This is a genomic window from Cupriavidus sp. JZ107 (assembly GCF_053903255.1).
The window spans coordinates 2,979,991-2,999,334 of record NZ_CP096481.1; the positions used below are offsets into that span (position 1 = coordinate 2,979,991).

Annotated in this window: 21 protein-coding genes; 6 read left to right on the plus strand and 15 right to left on the minus strand. The window is 67.9% G+C overall.

What is annotated here, in order from left to right:
• Positions 1–15 precede the first annotated feature (15 nt).
• A complete protein-coding gene (locus tag M1D55_RS23065) occupies positions 16–1,311 on the plus strand; it encodes an MFS transporter (RefSeq protein WP_456281929.1) in 1,296 nt (431 codons plus the stop codon).
• Positions 1,312–1,437: 126 nt separating this feature from the next.
• On the opposite strand, the gene M1D55_RS23070 is transcribed toward M1D55_RS23065, so the two are convergent.
• The 8 genes from M1D55_RS23070 to M1D55_RS23105 all read right to left on the minus strand — a co-directional run bounded on the left by M1D55_RS23070 (position 1,438) and on the right by M1D55_RS23105 (position 8,211).
• Positions 1,438–2,298, minus strand: coding sequence for a cytochrome c oxidase subunit 3 (locus tag M1D55_RS23070; RefSeq protein ID WP_006579795.1), 861 nt, complete (start codon positions 2,296–2,298; stop codon positions 1,438–1,440).
• 118 nt (positions 2,299–2,416) lie between these two features.
• Entirely contained in the window at positions 2,417–2,632 is a 216-nt protein-coding gene (locus M1D55_RS23075) for a DUF2970 domain-containing protein (protein WP_006579794.1), read from the minus strand.
• A 23-nt stretch (positions 2,633–2,655) separates the two neighbouring features.
• Entirely contained in the window at positions 2,656–3,282 is a 627-nt protein-coding gene (locus tag M1D55_RS23080) for a cytochrome c oxidase assembly protein (RefSeq protein WP_006579793.1), read from the minus strand.
• Positions 3,283–3,312: 30 nt separating this feature from the next.
• Positions 3,313–3,444, minus strand: a complete 132-nt coding sequence (locus M1D55_RS23085) for a cytochrome oxidase small assembly protein (RefSeq protein ID WP_006579792.1) — start codon at positions 3,442–3,444, stop codon at positions 3,313–3,315.
• A gap of 97 nt (positions 3,445–3,541) precedes the next feature.
• On the minus strand, positions 3,542–5,146 hold the full coding sequence (gene ctaD / locus M1D55_RS23090) for a cytochrome c oxidase subunit I (RefSeq protein WP_023263844.1): 1,605 nt from the start codon (positions 5,144–5,146) through the stop codon (positions 3,542–3,544).
• A 39-nt stretch (positions 5,147–5,185) separates the two neighbouring features.
• On the minus strand, positions 5,186–6,439 hold the full coding sequence (coxB, locus tag M1D55_RS23095; protein ID WP_023263845.1) for a cytochrome c oxidase subunit II: 1,254 nt from the start codon (positions 6,437–6,439) through the stop codon (positions 5,186–5,188).
• A 64-nt stretch (positions 6,440–6,503) separates the two neighbouring features.
• Positions 6,504–7,016: a DUF2244 domain-containing protein gene (locus M1D55_RS23100; RefSeq protein WP_456282760.1), complete on the minus strand. Its 513-nt coding sequence runs from the start codon at positions 7,014–7,016 to the stop codon at positions 6,504–6,506.
• Positions 7,017–7,254: 238 nt separating this feature from the next.
• Positions 7,255–8,211 (minus strand): methyltransferase domain-containing protein, encoded by a 957-nt coding sequence (locus tag M1D55_RS23105; RefSeq protein ID WP_456281930.1) that lies wholly within the window; start codon positions 8,209–8,211, stop codon positions 7,255–7,257.
• A 153-nt stretch (positions 8,212–8,364) separates the two neighbouring features.
• Here M1D55_RS23105 and M1D55_RS23110 point away from each other — a divergent pair, with 153 nt between their 5' ends.
• Together M1D55_RS23110 and trmL are read left to right on the plus strand one after the other, a co-directional pair.
• Positions 8,365–9,060: a ComF family protein gene (locus M1D55_RS23110; RefSeq protein ID WP_232207237.1), complete on the plus strand. Its 696-nt coding sequence runs from the start codon at positions 8,365–8,367 to the stop codon at positions 9,058–9,060.
• Between the two features lie 57 nt (positions 9,061–9,117).
• On the plus strand, positions 9,118–9,588 hold the full coding sequence (gene trmL / locus M1D55_RS23115; RefSeq protein ID WP_064572487.1) for a tRNA (uridine(34)/cytosine(34)/5-carboxymethylaminomethyluridine(34)-2'-O)-methyltransferase TrmL: 471 nt from the start codon (positions 9,118–9,120) through the stop codon (positions 9,586–9,588).
• 26 nt (positions 9,589–9,614) lie between these two features.
• Here trmL and M1D55_RS23120 read toward each other — a convergent pair whose 3' ends face one another.
• The 5 genes from M1D55_RS23120 to M1D55_RS23140 form a co-directional block, all read right to left on the minus strand.
• Positions 9,615–10,619, minus strand: a complete 1,005-nt coding sequence (locus tag M1D55_RS23120; protein ID WP_456281931.1) for a Bug family tripartite tricarboxylate transporter substrate binding protein — start codon at positions 10,617–10,619, stop codon at positions 9,615–9,617.
• Positions 10,616–11,641: an NAD(P)H-dependent glycerol-3-phosphate dehydrogenase gene (locus M1D55_RS23125; protein WP_006579212.1), complete on the minus strand. Its 1,026-nt coding sequence runs from the start codon at positions 11,639–11,641 to the stop codon at positions 10,616–10,618. The genes M1D55_RS23120 and M1D55_RS23125 overlap by 4 nt, the downstream gene beginning before the upstream one ends.
• A 233-nt stretch (positions 11,642–11,874) precedes the next feature.
• Positions 11,875–12,393 (minus strand): protein-export chaperone SecB, encoded by a 519-nt coding sequence (gene secB / locus M1D55_RS23130; protein WP_456281932.1) that lies wholly within the window; start codon positions 12,391–12,393, stop codon positions 11,875–11,877.
• Between the two features lie 154 nt (positions 12,394–12,547).
• Positions 12,548–12,805 (minus strand): glutaredoxin 3, encoded by a 258-nt coding sequence (gene grxC, locus M1D55_RS23135; protein ID WP_006579210.1) that lies wholly within the window; start codon positions 12,803–12,805, stop codon positions 12,548–12,550.
• A gap of 142 nt (positions 12,806–12,947) precedes the next feature.
• The gene (locus M1D55_RS23140; protein ID WP_006579209.1) at positions 12,948–13,361 is read right to left on the minus strand and encodes a rhodanese-like domain-containing protein; all 414 of its coding nucleotides are present in this window, start codon (positions 13,359–13,361) and stop codon (positions 12,948–12,950) included.
• 141 nt (positions 13,362–13,502) lie between these two features.
• On the opposite strand from M1D55_RS23140, the gene gpmA reads away from it, so the two are divergent.
• From gpmA to M1D55_RS23155, 3 genes are all read left to right on the plus strand, one after another.
• Positions 13,503–14,249 (plus strand): 2,3-diphosphoglycerate-dependent phosphoglycerate mutase, encoded by a 747-nt coding sequence (gpmA, locus tag M1D55_RS23145; RefSeq protein WP_006579208.1) that lies wholly within the window; start codon positions 13,503–13,505, stop codon positions 14,247–14,249.
• 176 nt (positions 14,250–14,425) lie between these two features.
• The gene (locus M1D55_RS23150) at positions 14,426–16,039 is read left to right on the plus strand and encodes a S41 family peptidase (protein WP_064572476.1); all 1,614 of its coding nucleotides are present in this window, start codon (positions 14,426–14,428) and stop codon (positions 16,037–16,039) included.
• Between the two features lie 73 nt (positions 16,040–16,112).
• Positions 16,113–16,862, plus strand: a complete 750-nt coding sequence (locus M1D55_RS23155) for a HesA/MoeB/ThiF family protein (protein WP_006579206.1) — start codon at positions 16,113–16,115, stop codon at positions 16,860–16,862.
• 86 nt (positions 16,863–16,948) lie between these two features.
• Here M1D55_RS23155 and mnmH read toward each other — a convergent pair whose 3' ends face one another.
• Positions 16,949–18,136: a tRNA 2-selenouridine(34) synthase MnmH gene (gene mnmH / locus M1D55_RS23160; protein ID WP_456281933.1), complete on the minus strand. Its 1,188-nt coding sequence runs from the start codon at positions 18,134–18,136 to the stop codon at positions 16,949–16,951.
• Positions 18,136–19,209 (minus strand): selenide, water dikinase SelD, encoded by a 1,074-nt coding sequence (gene selD, locus M1D55_RS23165; RefSeq protein ID WP_456281934.1) that lies wholly within the window; start codon positions 19,207–19,209, stop codon positions 18,136–18,138. Before selD ends, mnmH begins: the two co-directional genes overlap by 1 nt.
• Between the last annotated feature and the right edge of the window lie 135 nt (positions 19,210–19,344).

Genomic DNA, 19,344 nt, shown 5'->3' on the forward strand with positions numbered 1-19,344 from the left:
AGCGAGGAGAATGACATGAGTTCGACGGCGAATGTGGCGGCGGTCGGTGGCGGCGCCACCAGGGTCACGGCGCAGGCGTGGTCGGTGCTGATCGCCAGCACGGCGGCCTTCATGGTCTGCTTCGTGGTGTGGATGATGTTCGGGGTCATCGGCGTGCCGCTGCGCGACGAGCTGGGCCTGAACAGCACGCAGTTCGGCCTGCTGACCTCGACGCCGGTTCTGACCGGCGCGCTGATGCGCCTGCCGCTGGGCGCATGGACCGACCGCTTCGGCGGCCGCATCGTGATGACGGTGCTGCTGGCGGTTTGCGCGCTGCCGGTGTTCGCGGTCAGCTACGCCACCGCGCTGTGGCAGTTCCTGCTGATCGGGCTGTTCCTGGGCTGCGTCGGCGCATCGTTCGCGGTGGGCACGCCCTATGTCGCGCGCTTCTTCCCGGCCGAGAAGCGCGGCTTCGCGATGGGCTTCTTCGGCGCCGGCACGGTCGGCGCGGCGGTGAATCTGTTCGTCACGCCGGCGCTGCAGCAGGCCTACGGCTGGCGCGCGGTGCCGCGCGTCTATGCGGTCGCGCTGCTGGTCACCGCGGTGCTGTTCTGGCTGGCCTCGGCACGGGACCCCGGCGCGGGCAAGCAGGGCGGCTCCTGGACCGAGTCGTTCAAGGTGCTGCGCGAGCCCAGGGTCTGGCGGCTGTGCCAGTACTACTCGATCACCTTCGGCGGCTTCACCGCGCTGTCGCTGTGGATCCCGCAGTATCTGCAGGGCCAGTACGGCATGACGCTGGTGGCGGCGGCCGCCTTCGCCGCCGGCTTCTCGCTGCCGGGCTCGGTGCTGCGGGCGGTCGGCGGGCTGCTGGCCGATCGGCTCGGCGCGCACAGCGTCACGTGGTGGGGACTGTGGGTCGCGTGGATCTGCCTGTTCCTGCTGTCGTATCCGCCGACCGATTTCACGATCCACACCATCGATGGTCCGTGGACGATCGCGCTGCATACGCCGATGGCGGCCTTCGTCGTGCTGACCTTCATGCTGGGCGCGGTGTTCGCCTTCGGCATGGCGTCGACGTTCAAGTATGTCGCCGACGATTTCGCGTCGAACATGGGCGTGGTCACCGGCATCGTCGGGCTGGCCGGCGGGGTCGGCGGCTTCCTGCTGCCGATCCTGTTCGGTGCGCTGCTGGACCTGACGCGGGTGCGCTCGAGCTGCTTCATGCTGCTCTACGGCATCGTCTGGGTGTCGCTGATCCTGATCTACTTCGCCGACGTGCGGCGCACGCCGGTGATCGGTGGTGGGGCTGCAGTGCGGGCCGGCGCGGCCTGACGACGCCATGATGCCAATGAAAAGGGGACGCATTGCGTCCCCTCGATCATCGCGTCGTTCCCGCGAAAGCGGGAATCCAGCGTCTTTGAAAGCCCCTGGGTCCCCGCCTTCGCGGGGACGACAGCATTACAGCCAGTACACCACGACGTAGAGGAACAGCCAGACCACGTCGACGAAGTGCCAGTACCAGGCGGCGCCTTCGAAGGCGAAGTGATGATCGGGCGTGAAATGGCCCTTCAGCACGCGGATCAGCACCACCGTCAGCATGATGGCGCCCATCGTCACGTGGAAGCCGTGGAAGCCCGTCAGCAGGAAGAAGGTCGAGCCGTAGATGCCCGAGGTCAGCTTCAGGTTCAGGTCCGCGTAGGCGTGCATGTATTCATAGACCTGGAAGCCCATGAAGACCGCGCCCAGCAGGATCGTCAGTACCAGGCCCTGCACCACCTGGCTGCGCTTGCCGGCCAGCAGCGCATGGTGCGCCCAGGTCAGCGTGACGCCGGACATCAGCAGCAGCGCCGTGTTGATGGTCGGGATCGGCCACGGCCCCATCGCCTCGTACGGCTCGACCGTGCCGGCCGGACCGGCGTTCGGCCAGACCGCGGCAAAATCGGGCCACAGGATCTTGTTGTTCAGGTCGCCCAGCCACGGCATCGTGTAGACGCGGGCGTAAAACAGCGCGCCGAAGAAGGCGCCGAAGAACATCACCTCGGAGAAGATGAACCAGCCCATCGACCAGCGGTACGAGATGTCGATGCGGCGGCCATACATGCCCCCTTCCGACTCGCCGATCGCGTCGCCGAACCAGCTCTTGAGCACGAACAGGAACCACAGGATGCCCAGCACGCAGACATAGGGCGCCCACGGCTGGCCGTTGACCCACCCTGCCGCGCCGGCGGCGGTCAGCAGCAGGCCCAGGCTTGCCGTGATCGGATGGCGCGACGGGCCCGGTACGAAGTAGTACGGAGCGTTTGCGCGATTCGCACTCATTCTGTTTTCTCCAGCTCAGATCTCTGATTCATCGTTATACGCCGGCTGCCCGAGGGCGGACGACGCTCTGTCTTCTTGTTGCCTGTTCCGCCGGCTATCCGGCTGCCCGCTTGCCCGGCTATCCGCCGACCACCAGGCGGACGATGCCGATCAGCACCACCACCAGGATCACGGCGCCGAGCAGGCCGGCGACGATCACATGGATGGGGTTCAGGTTGGCCATGTCGCGATCGTGTTCCGCGCCCTTGCGCAAGCCGATGAACGACCAGAACACCGCGCGCAACGTCTGCCAGAACGACATCTTGCGTTTGACCGCGTCCTTCAGTTCGTCCATGGCAGCCCTCCTCCTTTACTGCGTCAGCTGCCGGCGCTGGCCGGCGGCTGGTCGAGATGGCCCTGCGGCGCCGGCGCCAGCGGCGTGCCGATCTCGAAGAATGTGTACGACAAGGTGATGTTCTCGACGTCCTTGGGCAGATCCGGGTCGATCACGAACACCACCGGCATCTCGCGCGATTCCTTGGCCTTCAGCGTCTGCTGCTGGAAGCAGAAGCACTCGAGCTTCTTGAAATACTGGGTGGCCTGCTTCGGCGCGTAGCTCGGAATCGCCTGCGCCGAGATATCCCGGGTCTGGCCGTTGGCGACCTCGTAGACGATCGTCGCCATCTCGCCCGGGTGGACCTGCATGCTGGTCTTGACCGGGCGGAACGCGAACGGGCCGCGAGCGTTGGAATCGAACTCGACCGTGATCGTGCGGCTGGTGTCGACCTGCGTGTTCTGGCTGACCTTGCCGGCGCTGGCGCCGTAGAGCTCTCGCGTGGTGACGACGTTGATGCCGGTGATCTCGCAGATCTTCTTGTACAGCGGCACCAGCGCATAGCCGAAGGCGAACATCACGGCGACGATCACCAGAAGCCGCAGCATCATGCCGCGGTTGTAGCGCTTGTCCTCGACGTCGCCGGTCGAAACCGGCTGCTTCGTGCTCATCTCTGTACCTTGCAGCGGGACTCAGCCAATTCAGCCAAGCCAGGTCATCTTGGCGAAGAAACCCAAAAAGAAGACCAGCACGATCGACAGCAGGATCAGGCCGAGACGGCGATTGGCGGCCTTGCGGTCGGTCTGCGATGGGCTTTCGTTTGGATGCTGCATCGAATTCTCGGATTAGGGGGTGGCCGTCGTGGGCCGGGGCGGCAGGGCGGGCGGAGCGCGGACCCTGCGGCCCGCCGCCCCGCCTTGCCGGATGCCGTTACCGGACCTGCGGCGGCACCTCGAAGGTGTGGAACGGCGCCGGCGAGGGCACGGTCCACTCCAGGCCTTCGGCGCCTTCCCAGGGCTTGTCGGCGGCCACTTCGCCTCCGCGGTACGACGGCAGCACCACGAAGAAGAAGAAATACACCTGCATCAGGCCGAAGCCCAGCGCGCCCAGCGACGAGATCGCGTTGAAGTCCGCGAACTGGATCGCGTAGTCCGCATAGCGGCGCGGCATGCCCGCCAGCCCGAGGAAGTGCATCGGGAAGAAGGCGATGTTGAAGAAGATGATCGAACCCCAGAAGTGCACCTTGCCGCGGGTCTCGTTGTACATGAACCCGCTCCACTTCGGACCCCAGTAGTAGAAGCCCGCGAACAGCGCGAAAAGCGAGCCCGCCACCAGCACATAGTGGAAGTGCGCCACGATGAAGTAGGTGTCCTGGATCTGGATGTCGATCGGTGCCACCGCCGGGATCAGGCCGGTGAAGCCGCCGATGGTGAACACGAAGATGAAGCCGATCGCGAACAGCATCGGGGTCTCGAAGGTCATCGAGCCCTTCCACATGGTGGCGATCCAGTTGAAGATCTTCACGGCCGTCGGCACCGCGATCAGCATCGTCGCGTACATGAAGAACAGCTGGCCGGTCACCGGCATGCCGGTGGTGAACATGTGGTGCGCCCAGACGATGAACGACAGGATCGCGATCGAGGCGGTCGCGTAGACCATCGAGCTGTAGCCGAACAGGCGCTTGCGCGAGAAGGCCGGCACCACCTGCGAGATGATCCCGAATGCCGGCAGGATCATGATGTAGACCTCGGGGTGGCCGAAGAACCAGAAGATATGCTGGTACATCACCGGGTCGCCGCCGCCGGCCGCCGAGAAGAAGCTGGTGCCGAAGTGGCGGTCGGTCAGGACCATCGTGATCGCGCCCGCCAGCACCGGCATCACGGCGATCAGCAGGTAGGCGGTGATCAGCCAGGTCCAGCAGAACATCGGCATCTTCATCAGCGTCATGCCCGGCGCGCGCATGTTCAGGATCGTGACGATGATGTTGATCGAGCCCATGATCGACGACGCGCCCATGATGTGCATCGCGAAGATCGCCATGTCCATGCCCGGGCCCATCTGCACCGACAGCGGCGCGTACAGCGTCCAGCCCGCGGCGGTGGCGCCGCCCGGCACGAAGAACGACAGCGCCAGCAGCAGCGCGGCGGGCGGCATCAGCCAGAAGCTGAAGTTGTTCATCCGCGCGAACGCCATGTCGGAGGCGCCGATCTGCAGCGGGATCATCCAGTTCGCGAAGCCCACGAAGGCCGGCATGATCGCGCCGAACACCATCACCAGGCCGTGCATCGTGGTGAACTGGTTGAACAGCTCGGGGCGGAAAAACTGCAGGCCCGGCTCGAACAGCTCCAGCCGGATCAGCAGCGCCAGCACGCCGCCCGAGATCAGCATCGTGAAGGAGAACAGCAGGTACAGCGTGCCGATGTCCTTGTGGTTGGTGGCAAACAGCCAGCGGCGCCAGCCATGCGGATGATCGTGATGTTCGTCATGCGCGTGGTCGTGCGGATGGGCGAGTGCGTCCGGGGTAGCAGTACTCATCGCGAAAACTCCTGAAATCCTGTTCTAACGTCCACGCGTTCAGCTCGCGGCGCCCTGGGCGCCCGCGCTGGCTTGCTCGGCGGCGGGCTTGGCGTCCGCCGGTGCGCCCTGCGCCGACTTGGCGCCGCCGCCCTCGGGGAACTTGCCCGCGCGTGCATTGACGAAGTCGGCCGGCTGGATGACCTCGCCGGTCTTGTTGCTCCAGACGTTGCGGGTGTAGGTCATCACCGCGGCAAGCTCGGTGTCGGACAGCTGCTTCCACGACGGCATGCCGCCCTTGCCCTCGAGCAGGATGTGCATCTGGTCGGCCTGCGGGCCGTTGACCACCTTGGAGCCGTCCAGCGCCGGGAAGGCGCCGGCGCCCTTGCCGTTGGGCTGGTGGCAGACCGCGCAGTTGGCGGCGTAGACCTTTTCGCCGCGGACCTTCAGCTCGTCCAGGGTCCAGGTCTTGTTGGGATCGTCGGCCGCGGCGGCCATCGCCTTCTTCTTCTCGTCGACCCACTTGGTGTATTCGGCGTCGGTCACCACGCGCACCACGATCGGCATGAAGGCGTGTTCCTTGCCGCACAGCTCGGCGCACTGGCCGCGGTAGACGCCGGTCTTCTCGGCGCGGAACCAGGTGTCGCGCACGAAGCCGGGAATCGCGTCCTGCTTGACGCCGAAGGCCGGGATCATCCAGGCGTGGATCACGTCGTTGGCGGTCGTGACGATGCGGATCTTCTTGTTGACCGGCACCACCATCTCGTTGTCCACCTCCATCAGGTAGGTGTTCGACTTGGGCGCCTCGTTATTGATCTGCTCGCGCGGGGTGGTCAGCGTCGACACGAAGGAGATGCCTTCGCCCTCGCCCTTCAGGTAGTCGTAGCCCCACTTCCACTGGTAGCCGGTGGCCTTGATGGTGATGTCGGAGTTGGTGGTGTCCTTCATCGCGACCACGGTCTTGGTCGCCGGCAGCGCCATGCCGATCACGATCAGGAACGGGATGATGGTCCAGACGACTTCGACCGTGATGCTTTCGTGGAAGGAGGCGGGCTTGGAGCCCTTGGCCTTGCGGTGCGTGAAGATGGAATAGAACATCACGCTGAACACCGCGATGAAGATCACCGTGCAGATGATCAGCATCATCCAGTTCAGCCAGTGAATCTGCTCGGCGATCTTGGTGACCGGCTCGGTCAGGTTCAGCTGGCGCACGGCGGGACCGCCCGGCATGTCTTCGACAGCGAGGGCTGCCTGGCTGGCGAGCAGGGACGCGCCTGCCAGACACGCTGCGGATGCCTTCTTCCACATTTTCATTTGTTGTCTCTACCCAAATTACAGATTCGAATCTGCCCCTCGCTCCCAGCGGTGCCGCCTCTTTTTACAGGGCGTGCAAGGCTGAAACGAGTTCCTGCGCGAACTTTCGTCGCTTGTACGGGTCCAGAAAACACCCCACCTGCACAGCGTGCGTGCCACAGCGCACCACCACCAGCGCCGGGAACGATTCGCCCAGTTCGACCCGCACCCAGTGCGGGTTGAATTCCTCGCGGGTCACCTCACCGGCGCTGGCCTTTTCGACCACCAACCTGCCCTCGCTGAGCGTGACGCGCTCGTAGTCTGTCGCGTGCTGTGCGTAGGCGAGCAGCGCCACGCCGAGCCCGGCCAGCTCGAGCCCCGCAAAGGGCAGCACGAGCCAGGCTCCTCGCCACGCGAAGAACACGGCGATGGCAAGGGAAATACTGACGATGGAGAGGTAAAACCAGCCGACCTGGCGTGGAGACAGCGAACAATTCCGCTTCATCAGCCAGTCGTTGTTCGGCACGGCATGGGCTCCGTTAGGACAATCACCGGGCCCGTCACGCGCCGTCTGGAGTGCGATACCGAGTTCCTGCATCGCCAACCACTCTGCATCGCTGCATCGGTTGCACGCCTGGAATTCTGCCGGCTTCACCGCACTGCTGCACTGCTTCGGTGCTAAAACGCCGATCTTCTGTGCCAGGGGACCACTGCGACAAACTGGCGCATTATAGGGCGCTTCGTCAACCGTAACAAGCCAAGTCCGGCGCGGCACGGCGCCCGCGCCACAGCGCGCCGATGCACAGCGGCAGTGCAGCGACGCGCTGCGCGGCGGCTCAGCCGCGCGGGCGGCCGCGGCCGATGCGGTCGATCGGCACCACGGCACGGCCCAGTTCGTCGCGGGCCTGGCCGCCCTTGGGCGGCAGCTTCCACGCATGGCCGTAGACGATTTCGAACGTCAGCGCGATCACGCCGTCGCGATTGCGGCGGCGCTCGAGCGCGGCCAGCAGTTTCTGGTGCCAGTGCCGGCCCTTCAGTCCGCGCATGCCATGCGCATCGTCGCCCGCGGGCCGGCGCAAACCGCCGAACGCATGCACGTCGCGCAGCAGCCGCTCGGGCGTCTCGTAGGTGACCGTCAGCGTTTCCATGTCCATCACTGGCGTCGACCAGCCGCTGTGGACCAGCATGTCGCCGATATCGTGCATGTCGACGAAGCGCAGCGTGTGCGGCTCGCCATCGACCTCGGCGAACGCATCGCGCAGCTCGCGCACGGTATCGGGACCGAACAGCGAGAACAGCGCCAGGCCGTCGGTCCGCGTCACGCGATGCCATTCGGGAAACACGCGATGCGGTTCGGGATGCCAGTGCAGCGCCAAGTTTGACCACAGCAGGTCGAAGGCGCCTTCCGCAAAGGGAAGCGTGGCAAGATCGCCCTGCACCAGATCGAAGGTCGGCCGCTTGCCGAGCAGGCGGCCAAGCCAGCCGGGCTGCCGCTGCGGATCGCGTTGTGCGGCATGCGCCAGCATCGCGCCCGAGATATCGAGGCCGGCGATCTGCGCGTCGGGATACTGTGCGCGCAGCGCGGCCAGCCCCTGCCCCTGGCCGCAGCCGATATCGAGCGCCCGCTCGGGCTGGATGCGGATCAGTTGCATGCGCTCCTGCATGCGCCGGCCGATCTCGCCGAGCAGAAAATCCAGCTGGGCGAAGCCGGGGCTGCGCCGGTCGAAGGCGAGCCGGGTCAGCCGCGCGGGCGGCAGATAGGTATCGGGGGAGTCGGCGTGAGACGTGGACACGGAAGCGGCGGCAAGGACGAGGATCGGCACGGCAGGACCGGACGCGGGCGGCGCGAAAGCACTGCGGGGCCGCGCGGCGGCGCCGGGCCGACAGTATACGCGCGCCTCACCGCGCTTGCCGGCGGCGTGCGCGAGCGGCTGGCGCAGTGGTGGCTGCCCTGTGCCTGCGTGCTGTGCGGCCAGGTGCAGTCCGACGTGGTCTGCGCCGGCTGTGCGGGGGACCTGCTGGCGCCGATACCGCGCTGTCCGCGCTGCGCCTTGCCGCAGCGGACCGCCAGCCTCTGCGCGATGTGCCGCTGTGCGCCGCCCGCCTTCGATGCCACCATCGTGCTCGGCGACTATGCGCCGCCGCGCGAAGCGCTGGTGCTGGCGCTGAAGTTCGGCGGCGTGCTGCCGCTGGCGGGCTGGCTCGCGCGCGAACTGGCGTCGGCGTGGATCGCACGGCCGTCATCGCCGCTCGACAATGCCGCTCGCGCGCCCTGCCTGGTCGTGCCGATTCCATTGGCGCCGGACCGGCTGGCCGAGCGCGGCTTCAACCAATCGTGGGAAATCGCCCGCAGGCTCGCGCCTCGCGTCGGCGCCGCGGCCAGCGCCGATCTGCTGGTGCGCTCGCGCAGCACCGCGCCGCAGGCCGCATTGGCGGCCGACCTGCGGCATCCGAACGTCGCCGGCGCCTTCGCGCTGGCGCGCGATGCCACCCCCGGCGCCCTGCATGGACGACATGTCGCCCTGGTCGACGACGTGATGACCACTGGCGCCACGCTGGCCGAGGCGGCCGCCGTGCTCAAGCGCTGCGGCGCGGCGCGCGTCACCGCGCTGGTGGCGCTGCGCACGCCGGCCCCGCCGTGATGGCCGCCATGTTGCCCAGATGACAGCGCCGCCTCGGCACGGTAAGCTGCGCCCGCCATGTTCCACGTCGTCCTAGTCGAACCCGAGATCCCGCCGAACACCGGTAACGTGATCCGCCTGTGCGCCAACACCGGCGCCCAACTCCACCTCGTCAAGCCGCTCGGCTTTCCGCTGGACGACGCGCGCATGCGCCGCGCCGGCCTCGATTACCACGAGTACGCCAGCATGAAGGTGCACGAGGACTGGGACGCCTTCCTCGCCGGCGAACGCCCGGACCCGGCACGGATGTTCGCGCTGACCACGCACGGCTCGACGCCGTTCGGGCAGGTGGCCTTCGCCCCCGGCGACTGGTTCGTGTTCGGTTCGGAAACGCGTGGGCTGGCGCCGGAGCGCCGGGAATGGTTCGCGCCGTCGCAGCGCATCCGCCTGCCGATGCGGCCCAATAACCGCAGCCTGAATCTGTCGAACACCGTCGCCGTGGTGGTGTTCGAGGCCTGGCGCCAGCAGGGCTTCGCCGGCGGCGCCTGAGGCGAAGCCGGCGCTTTCCTGGAGGGCTATTCCGGCTGCACGCCGGCCGCGCGAATCACCTGGTCCCAGCGCGCCTTCTCGCTGGCCATGGTCTGGCGCAGCGAGGCCGGCGCGGTGCCGGCAGGCATGAAGTACTGCGCCCGCATCTGCGCGCGCACGGCGTCGCTGCCGATGATCTTGACCAGCTCGCGATAGAGCCGGTCGACGATCGGCGCCGGCGTGCCGGCCGGCGCCAGCACCGCCTGCCACGAGATCGCCTCGAAGCCCGGATAGCCGGACTCGGCCACGGTCGGCACCGACGGCAACAGGCTGGTGCGGCCGCTGGTCGTCACCGCGAGCACGCGCAGCCGGCCCGCATTGACCTGCGGCATCGCGATCGCCGGCACCATGAACGCGGCCTGGATCTGTCCGGCGATCATCGCCGCCGCGATCTGCGGGAAGCCGGGATACGGGATATGTTCGAGCGAGATGCCGGCGCGCGCCTTCAACTGCTCCATCGCCAGATGCGCGGCGCTGCCGTTGCCGACCGAGCCGTAGTTCAGCGCACCGGGTCTGGCACGTGCCAGCGCGACGAATTCGCGCAGATCGCGCACGCCGGTGCGCGGGTCGACCACCAGCACATTGGGCGAGGTCGCCACCAGCGTCACCGGCGCCAGCTGGCGCACCGGATCGTAGGGCAGATGGCGCGACAGTGTCGGCGCCGTGACCAGCGGACCGTTGATCGTGAACAGCAGCGTATAGCCGTCCGGCGCGGCGCGGGCGACCTGTCCGGTGCCGATATTGCCGCCGGCGCCCGGGCGATTCTCGATGATCACCGGCTGGCCCAGCGCCTGCGCCAGCGGTTCGGATACCAGTCGCGCGATCAGGTCCGGAGACGACCCTGGCGGGAACGGCACCACCATGCGGATCGGCCGCGCGGGCCAGTCCTTGTCGGCCGCCAGCAGCGAGCGCGGCAGCGCCAGCGCACCGCCGCAGGCCGCCAGTGCGCCGAGCCAGCGGCGCCGCCGCTTGATGCGATCCGCCGCCGTCATTCGTCGCGCGCGTCGCGTTGCAGCAGCTGCGCGACCGCGTCGGCCACCGCCAAGCCTTCGAACAACACCGCGCAGACGGCCCGCGTGATCGGCATCTCGACGCCGTGCTGGTCCGCCAGCGCCGCCACCGCCTGCGCGCAGCGCACGCCTTCGGCGACATGGCCCAGGTCGGCGAGCACCTGTTCCAGCGTCCTGCCGCCGGCCAGCTGTTGGCCGACCTTGCGGTTGCGCGACAGATCGCCGGTCGCGGTCAGGATCAGGTCGCCCATCCCGGCCAGGCCCATGAAGGTCTCGGCGCGCCCGCCCAGCGCCAGACCCAGCCGCGTCATCTCGGCCAGGCCCCGGGTGACCAGCGCGGCGCGGGCATTGAGGCCGAGACCCAGCCCATCGCTGGCACCGGTGGCGATCGCCAGCACGTTCTTGACCGCGCCGCCGACCTCGACGCCGACCAGATCGTCGCTGCCGTAGATTCGCATCGCACGATGATGGAAGGCGCGCTGCGACAGTTCGGCGATGGCCGGCGCATTGCCCGCGACGGTCAGCGCGCACGGCAGTCCCAGCGCGACCTCGCGCGCGAAGCTCGGCCCGGTCAGCACGCCGTACTCGACCGGCACCGACGCGCCGGCGGCCGCCAGTTCCTCGGCCACCATCTGGTGCGGCATTGCATGGGTGCCGGCCTCGAAGCCCTTGCACAGCCACAGCATCCGCAGCGGCACGCCATGCGTGGCCGCCTCGGTGGCCAGGCGCCGCGTCATCTCCCGCAGGCCCGACACCGGCGTGGCGACGATCACCAGCCCGTCAGGCGCGCATAGCGCGTGCGCGGCGGCGCGGGCGAAATCGGCTTCGAAGCCGAGCCGCTCGGACAGCGGCACGCCAGGCAGATAGTCCGCATTGACGCCGGAGGCCGCCATCGCGGCGAGCTGCCCGGCGTCCCGGCCCCACAGCACGACCTGGTGCGCGGCGGCGGCATGGCTGGCCAGCGCGGTGCCCCAGGCGCCGGCTCCGAGAAAGGCGAGGTTCATGATCGATGCGTGGTCGAGGCGTTGGTCAATGGCGTAGGGTCAATGGCGTAGCTCAATGGCGTTGGACGATGGATCAGGCCGCTGCACGCCCGACGATGACGGCGATCGCAGCGATCCGGGCCGGCGCAGCCGTTGGCGCCATTGACTTTGAAGCTATTGACGCTTTTGAAGCTATAGACGCAAAAAGGCGGAACGGGGCCGCAGCCCCGTTCCGCCTGCGGATATGGCGACGATCAGTGACGTGCCTGCGTGCCATCAGGCATCACGATGCCGGAGCCGCCGCCCTCGGCCTGTGCCTGTTCCATCGCCGCCTGCAGACGCTGCTCGTACAGTGCCTGGAAGTTGATCTCGGACAGATGGATGGCCTGGAAGCCCGCGCGCGTGATCACGTCGGCGATATTGCTGCGCAGGTACGGATACAGGATCGTCGGGCAGGCGATGCCCAGCAGCGGATCGAGCTGTTCGTCCGGCACGTTGCGGATATCGAAGATGCCGGCTTGATGAGCCTCGACCAGGAAGGCGACCTTGTCCTGGACCTTGGTGGTGACCGTGCCGGTCACGACGACCTCGAAGATGCCGTCCGTCAGCTGCGAGGCGCCCACATTGACCTGCACTTCCACGGAAGGCGCTTCGGTCTCGAGGAAGATCTGCGGCGAATTCGGCTGCTCCAGCGACATGTCCTTCAGGTAGACGCGCTGGATATTGAAGTACGGTTGATCGTCCTGCGGCTGATTGGTTTGCTGGTCGCTCATGGATGGGTGCCCGAATGGCGGGAATGAAACGTGGCGGGAAGGGGACGGGCTGCGGGCGGCCGCGCGCCGGGCGGCGGCCAACCGCATGGTCCGGTTGGAAAACGCATATGGTACATGACGCGGATGACGAATTCATCCGCGCACGGGGCGGGAATCAGGCAGCCAGCAGCGGTGCCAGGCCCCCTTGGCGATCGAGCGCGGACAGATCGTCGAAGCCCCCGACGTGACGGTCGTCGATATAGATCTGCGGCACGGTGCGGCGACCGGTGCGGCTCATCATTTCCTCGCGCTTGCCGGGCTCGCGGTCGATCATGATCTTCTCGATCGTCTCGACCCCCTTCGAGCGCAGCAGGCGCTCGGCCATCTGGCAATACGGACACACCATCGTGCTGTACATGACGACGCGGGCCATGCGCTTATCTCCTTGCATCTTGCGGTTCAGACCGGACCCGCCGCGGCAATCGCTGCGGCGGCCGGTCGACTTCTGGACTTTACCAGCGTCGGGGCGGGCCTGCTGACGGCCCGCCCGGGCGAGGCATCGGGCTGCGGCAGCCTTACTTGACCAGCGGCAGACCGGCCTGCTGCCAGGCGGCCACACCACCTTCAAGCGAATAGACCTCGCCGAAGCCGGCCTGCTTGAGCGCCGCGTGCGCCTTGGACGAACGCTGGCCGGTCTGGCATACGACGATGATGGGGGCGGACTTGTCCTTCGCAAGGCTGGCCGCGCGATTGGCCAGTTCGGCCAGCGGCGCGCTCCTGGCCTGCGGCAGGTGGCCCTTGGCGTATTCGGCCGGTTCGCGGATATCGACGACGACGGCGCCGCGCTTGTTGATCAGCTGCGTCGCCGTGGTCGCATTGACCGTCTTGCCGCCCGCGCCGCGCGAAATGGTCGGCCAGGCCAGCAGGCCGCCCGACACCACCGCGAGGGCGATCAGGGCAAGGTTGTTGTAGTCGGCGAAGAAATTCACGTTGGGTTTCCGGTGGGTTGTGTCGGCGGCATTATAAAATAGCCGGTTTCGCGCCCAGGCCCATGTCGACGGGGCCGCTTCCCGCGGCCGGCAAGTGGCTCGCGAGCGGCGCGCGCAGCATTCTCACTCTTTGGAAGCAGCATGTACAAACTCGTTCTCATCCGCCACGGCGAATCGACCTGGAATCTGGAAAACCGCTTCACCGGCTGGGTCGACGTGGACCTGACCGAGACCGGCGCGCAGCAGGCCCGCCAGGCCGGCCAACTGCTGAAGGACGCGGGCTTCGCCTTCGACGTCGCCTATACCTCGGTGCTCAAGCGCGCAATCCGCACGCTGTGGCATGTGCAGGACGAGATGGACCTGATGTGGATCCCGGTGCGCAACGAATGGCGCCTGAACGAGCGCCACTACGGCGCGCTGGCGGGCCTGAACAAGGCCGAGACCGCCGCCAGGTTCGGCGACGAACAGGTGCTGGTCTGGCGCCGCAGCTACGACACGCCGCCGCCCGCGCTGGAGCCGACCGACCCGCGCGCCTCGTACGACGACCCGCGCTATGCCGGCGTGCCGCGCGAACTGATTCCGCTGACCGAATGCCTGAAGGACACGGTGGCCCGCGTGCTGCCGCTCTGGAACGAATCGATCGCCCCGGACATCAAAGCCGGAAAGCGCGTGGTCATCGCGGCCCATGGCAACAGCATCCGCGCGCTGGTGAAGTACCTCGACCAGATTTCCGATGACGATATCGTGGGCCTCAATATCCCGAACGGCACGCCGCTCGTGTACGAACTCGACGCCGAGCTGCGGCCGATCCGGCATTACTACCTGGGCGACCAGGAAGCGATCGCCGCCTCGCTGGCCGCTGTCGCCAGCCAGGGCAAGGCGCGCTGAGCCGGACGCGCCGGCCTTGGCGCATCAAGGCCCGCGCCGCATCGCGGCGCGGCCTTTTTTTCCGCCCGCTCTTATACTGTCGGTCAGACCGGACCGGCAGCGCCCCTTGCGCCACGCCGCAACCGGCGCAATCCACGGCGCCCTGCCCGGCGCCATTCAACGTTCAGGCAGCCCACATGCGTAAGACGCTCAAGAACATCAGCCTTGTCTCCGCGGGACTCGTTGCCGGCGTGCTCGCCACGCTGCAACTGTCCGCGACCGCGCAGAACTCCTCGGGGCCGCTGCCCCTGGAGCAGTTGCGGCTGATGGCGGACATATTCGGGCAGATCAAGCGCGAGTACGTCGAGCCGGTCGACGACAAGAAGCTGCTGACCGAAGCCATCAAGGGCATGGTGGCCAGCCTCGACCCGCATTCGTCGTATCTGGACGCCAAGGATTTCAAGGAACTGCAGGAAGGCACGCGCGGCCGTTTTGCCGGCCTGGGCATCGAGATCTCGCAGGAAGAGGGCCTGGTCAAGGTCATCAACCCGATCGAGGACACGCCCGCCTTCCGCGCCGGCATCCAGCCCGGCGACCTGATCACCCGCATCGACGACAAGCCGGTGCGCGGCCTGCCGCTCGAACAGGCGGTCAAGCGCATGCGCGGCGAGCCCGGCACCAAGGTCACGCTGACGATCTACCGCAAGAGCGAGGAGCGCACCTTCCCGGTGTCGATCACGCGCGCCGAGATCCGCGTGCAGTCGGTCAAGGCCAAGATGGTCGATCCGGCCATCGGCTGGGTCCGCCTGACCAGCTTCCAGGAGCGCACCGTGGCCGATCTGGGCCGGCGCCTGGCCGAGCTGGCGCAGAAGAATCCGAACATGAAGGGCCTGGTGCTGGACCTGCGCAACAACGGCGGCGGCGTGCTGCAGGGCGCGGTCGGCGTGTCGGCGGCCTTCCTGCCAGAGGACGTGACCGTGGTCTCGACCAATGGCCAGGTGCCCGACGCCAAGCGGGTCTACAAGACCAACTTCAACAATTACCGGCTGTCGTCGGTCGAGGACGATCCGCTGAAGGATCTGCCGCCGCTGTTCAAGAAGATCCCGATGGTGGTGCTGACCAACGCCTATTCGGCGTCGGCCTCGGAGATCGTCGCCGGCGCGCTGCAGGACCACAAGCGCGCGGTGATCATGGGCAAGACCACGTTCGGCAAGGGCTCGGTGCAGACCGTGCGGCCGTTGACGAACGACACCGGCATCAAGCTGACGATCGCGTACTACTACACGCCGTCGGGCAAGTCGATCCAGGCCAAGGGCATCCGTCCTGACATCCCGGTCGACCAGAACCCGGAAGGCGATCCGGACGACGCGCTGATCACGCGCGAAATCGATACCGAGCGCCATCTGCACAACAAGCAGGAATCCGAGGAAGCCGAGATGACCGAGCGCGAACAGCGCCGTGTCGAGGAACTGCGCCGGCTCGAGGAAGAGAACGCGAAGAAGTCGCCGGAGGAGCGCGAGAAGGAACGGCGCAAGAAGCCGATCGAGTTCGGCACCAACGACGACTTCATGCTGCAGCAGGCGATCCACCAGCTCAAGGGCGAGCCGATCAAGCGCTCGCGCTCCAAGCTCGAGGCGACGCCGGTGTCCGACAGCAAGGTGCCGAAGGGCCCGGTCAAGGCCGATCCGTCCAAGCGGGCGCCTGCGCCGGACGCCAAGCCCGCCGCGCCGGAAGGCAAGCCCGACAGCAAGCCGCCCGCGAGCGCGCCGATGGGCAAGCCGCTCGGCACGCCGACCGGCAAGGCGCCCTGAACGGGGCTCTGAACGAAGCTTGAACGCCTAGACGGAAGCATCGCGGCGGGACCCCGGTCCCGCCGCCCGCCCGATGAACGACGACCAACTGCTGCGCTACTCGCGGCACATCCTGCTCGATGAGCTGGGCATCGAAGGCCAGAGCCGGCTGCTGGCCGGCCGCGCGCTGGTGATCGGCGCCGGCGGCCTGGGCGCCGCCGCGCTGCCCTACCTGGCCTCGGCCGGGGTCGGCACCATCGTCGTGGTCGACAACGACGATGTCGACCTGACCAATCTGCAACGCCAGATCCTGCACACCACCGCCAACGTCGGCCGGCCCAAGGTCGAGTCGGCGCGCGAGGGCATGCTGCGGATCAATCCCGAGATCGACGTGCGGCTGGTGCCGGCGCGCGTCGGCGACAGCGAACTGGATGTGCTGGTGCGCGACGCCGACGTGGTGCTGGACTGCTGCGACAACTTCGCCACGCGCCATGCGGTCAACCGCGCCTGCGTCGCGCATCGCGTGCCGCTGGTCTCGGGGGCCGCGCTGCGCTTCGATGGTCAGATCAGCGTATTCGATCGCCGGCGCGACGATGCGCCGTGCTACGCCTGCCTGTTCCCGCCGTCGGAGAACGCGCCGGAGGCCGCCTGCGCAACCATGGGCGTGTTCGCGCCCCTGGTCGGCATGGTCGGTACCGTGCAGGCGGCCGAGGCCCTGAAGCTGATCGCCGGCGTGGGCAACACGCTGGCCGGACGGCTGCTGATGGTCGATGCGTTCCGCATGGAATGGACGACGATGGCGCTGGCGCGCACGCCCGACTGCGAGGTTTGCGGCGGGCATTGAAGCCATGGTGTTGCTCCCCTCTCCCGCTTGCGGGAAAGGGGCGGGGGGAGAGGGCAAGAGCGGTCGTCACGACTGACCGCGTCGGCTCAGCGAGAGCCTTTCCCTCTCCCCTCCCCCTCTCCCGCAAGCGGGAGAGGGGAAGCAGGCGCCGTTCGCTCCCGCAGATATTCACGTACCGCTGTGCGATCGCCGCGAAACACGATGCGGCTCTCCCTCGCCTCGCGCTGGTAGTCGTACATCGGATCGTAATAATGGCGCAGCAGCACCGCGATCCAGACGCGATGCTCGTCGACCTCGCCGCTGTGCGCCTGGCGTTGCAGCGCGTGCGCGAGCAGCGCGGCCACGCGCTCGTAGCGCTGGCCGCCGAGCCGGCGCGCGATGCCGGCCAGCGCGTCGCGCATCCGTTCCGAGAAGGCGGCGAAGCCCTTGTCCGGCCCATGCGCGGCGACGTATTCCGCGGCCAGATCGACCACATAGTCCTGCAGCACGCGTTCCACGCGCGCCTCGAACGGTTCGTCGATCCAGACCAGCGGACTGGCCTGCATGCGGGCATACAGACGCGGCGGCACGTCCCGGCTGCCGATGAAACGGCCCTCGTCCTCGACCACCAGCGTGCCGGCGCCGGCCGCGCGCCGCCGCAACAGGTCGATGGCCAGCCCGTTCTCGAAGTCGATCTGTGTCGGTTGCGGACGCGCGCGCCGGCCGAAGCTGGAGCCCCGATGCGCGGCGTGGGCCTCGAGATCGATGCCGCTGTCGAGCTCGGCCAGCAGCGCGGTCTTGCCGCTCCCGGTCAGGCCGCCGAGCACCAGCCAGTCGCATTCGCCGACGGCCGCGTCCAGCGTTTCGATCAGGAAGGTCCGCATCGCCTTGTAGCCGCCGATGACGCGCGGATAGTCGATGCCGGCCTCGCGCAGCCACTGCTGCGAGATCTGCGAGCGCAGGCCGCCGCGGAAGCAGTACAGATAGCCTTGCGGATGGCGGCGCGCGAACTCGGCCCAGGCGGCCACCCTCATTGCCTTGCGCTCGCCGCTGACCAGCGCATGGCCGAGCGCGATCGCCGCCTGTTGTCCTTCCTCCTTGTAGCGGCAGCCGACCCGGTGGCGCTCGTCGTCGTCCATCAGCGGCAGATTGACCGCGCCCGGAAAAGCGCCGCGCGCAAACTCGGCCGGCGCGCGCACGTCCAGCATCGGCACGCCGGACAGCAGCAGCGCCCGATAGTCGGCGCTGTCCGGCCTTGCCGAGGCCGCCGCCGATGGCGCGGGCATGCGGTCCATCAGCGCACCACCACCGCGTGATCGGTGTGGGCGGCGTGGGCGGCGCGCTCGGTCATCTCGCCGATGCATTCGAGCGCGAGGCCGCATTCGGCTGCCACCGCCAGGAATTCCTGCTCGCCAGCGGGCTCGACCGCGACCAGCAGCCCCCCGCTGGTCTGCGGATCGCACAGCACCGCGCGCCATTCGGCATCCAGTTCACCGTGGGCACAGCCGATCCGATGTCCGTAGCTGGCGAAGTTGCGCTGGGTGCCGCCCGGCACGCAGCCGGCGGCGACGTACTCGCGCACGCCGGGCAGCAGCGGCACCGCGGCGCGGTCCAGCCGGGCGCTCAGGCCGCTGCCCTCGGCCATTTCGATCAGATGGCCGAGCAGGCCGAAGCCGGTCACATCGGTCATCGCCCGCACCGCCTCCAGCCGGCCGAAGCGGCTGCCGGGACGATTCAGGCGGCACATCCACTCGGTCGCCAGGCGGCTATGTTCGTCGCGCAACTTGCCCTGCTTGCCGGCGGTGGTCAGCACGCCGATGCCGAGCGGCTTGGTCAGGTACAGCCGGCAACCGGCGCGTGCGGTGTCGTTGCGCTTCAGATGCGCGCGCTCGACGATGCCGGTCACCGCCAGGCCGAAGATCGGCTCGGGCGCATCGATCGAATGTCCGCCGGCCAGCGCGATGCCCGCCTCGTCGCAGGCACGGCGACCGCCGGCGACCACTTCGCGCGCGACCTCGGGCGGCAGCACGTTGACGGGCCAGCCGAGGATCGCGATGGCCAGCAGCGGGTCGCCGCCCATCGCGTAGACGTCACTGATGGCATTGGTGGCCGCGATGCGGCCGAAATCGAAGGGATCGTCGACCACCGGCATGAAGAAGTCCGTGGTCGACACCACGGCGCGGCCGTCGTCGCTGCCGTCGATCGCATAGACCGCGGCGTCGTCGCGCGAGGCGTTGCCGACCCACAGGCGCGGGTCCAGATGCTGCGGCCCGCTGCCGGCCAGGATCACGTCGAGCACCTGCGGCGAAATCTTGCAGCCACAGCCAGCGCCGTGGCTGTATTGCGTCAATCGAATGGGTTCCGGCATGGGAGTGTCCTCGCTGGAAAAATCGGACCGCGGAGGGGGCGGCAGCGCGGGAGAGGGGGATCGGGACCGGCGAATGGAACCGAGATGAGAAACCGAATGGGAATGAGAGGGATTCAAGCTGCGAAGCGCGCGGCG

Bases quoted from the DNA above. Each gene is read 5' to 3' on its own strand.
- M1D55_RS23065 (WP_456281929.1), top strand. From the start codon at position 16: ATGAGTTCGACGGCGAATGTGGCGGCGGTCGGTGGCGGCGCCACCAGG.
- M1D55_RS23070 (WP_006579795.1), bottom strand. From the start codon at position 2,298: ATGAGTGCGAATCGCGCAAACGCTCCGTACTACTTCGTACCGGGCCCG.
- M1D55_RS23075 (WP_006579794.1), bottom strand. From the start codon at position 2,632: ATGGACGAACTGAAGGACGCGGTCAAACGCAAGATGTCGTTCTGGCAG.
- M1D55_RS23080 (WP_006579793.1), bottom strand. From the start codon at position 3,282: ATGAGCACGAAGCAGCCGGTTTCGACCGGCGACGTCGAGGACAAGCGC.
- M1D55_RS23085 (WP_006579792.1), bottom strand. From the start codon at position 3,444: ATGCAGCATCCAAACGAAAGCCCATCGCAGACCGACCGCAAGGCCGCC.
- ctaD (WP_023263844.1), bottom strand. From the start codon at position 5,146: ATGAGTACTGCTACCCCGGACGCACTCGCCCATCCGCACGACCACGCG.
- coxB (WP_023263845.1), bottom strand. From the start codon at position 6,439: ATGAAAATGTGGAAGAAGGCATCCGCAGCGTGTCTGGCAGGCGCGTCC.
- M1D55_RS23100 (WP_456282760.1), bottom strand. From the start codon at position 7,016: ATGCAGGAACTCGGTATCGCACTCCAGACGGCGCGTGACGGGCCCGGT.
- trmL (WP_064572487.1), top strand. From the start codon at position 9,118: ATGTTCCACGTCGTCCTAGTCGAACCCGAGATCCCGCCGAACACCGGT.
- M1D55_RS23120 (WP_456281931.1), bottom strand. From the start codon at position 10,619: ATGACGGCGGCGGATCGCATCAAGCGGCGGCGCCGCTGGCTCGGCGCA.
- M1D55_RS23125 (WP_006579212.1), bottom strand. From the start codon at position 11,641: ATGAACCTCGCCTTTCTCGGAGCCGGCGCCTGGGGCACCGCGCTGGCC.
- secB (WP_456281932.1), bottom strand. From the start codon at position 12,393: ATGAGCGACCAGCAAACCAATCAGCCGCAGGACGATCAACCGTACTTC.
- grxC (WP_006579210.1), bottom strand. From the start codon at position 12,805: ATGGCCCGCGTCGTCATGTACAGCACGATGGTGTGTCCGTATTGCCAG.
- gpmA (WP_006579208.1), top strand. From the start codon at position 13,503: ATGTACAAACTCGTTCTCATCCGCCACGGCGAATCGACCTGGAATCTG.
- M1D55_RS23150 (WP_064572476.1), top strand. From the start codon at position 14,426: ATGCGTAAGACGCTCAAGAACATCAGCCTTGTCTCCGCGGGACTCGTT.
- M1D55_RS23155 (WP_006579206.1), top strand. From the start codon at position 16,113: ATGAACGACGACCAACTGCTGCGCTACTCGCGGCACATCCTGCTCGAT.
- mnmH (WP_456281933.1), bottom strand. From the start codon at position 18,136: ATGGACCGCATGCCCGCGCCATCGGCGGCGGCCTCGGCAAGGCCGGAC.
- selD (WP_456281934.1), bottom strand. From the start codon at position 19,209: ATGCCGGAACCCATTCGATTGACGCAATACAGCCACGGCGCTGGCTGT.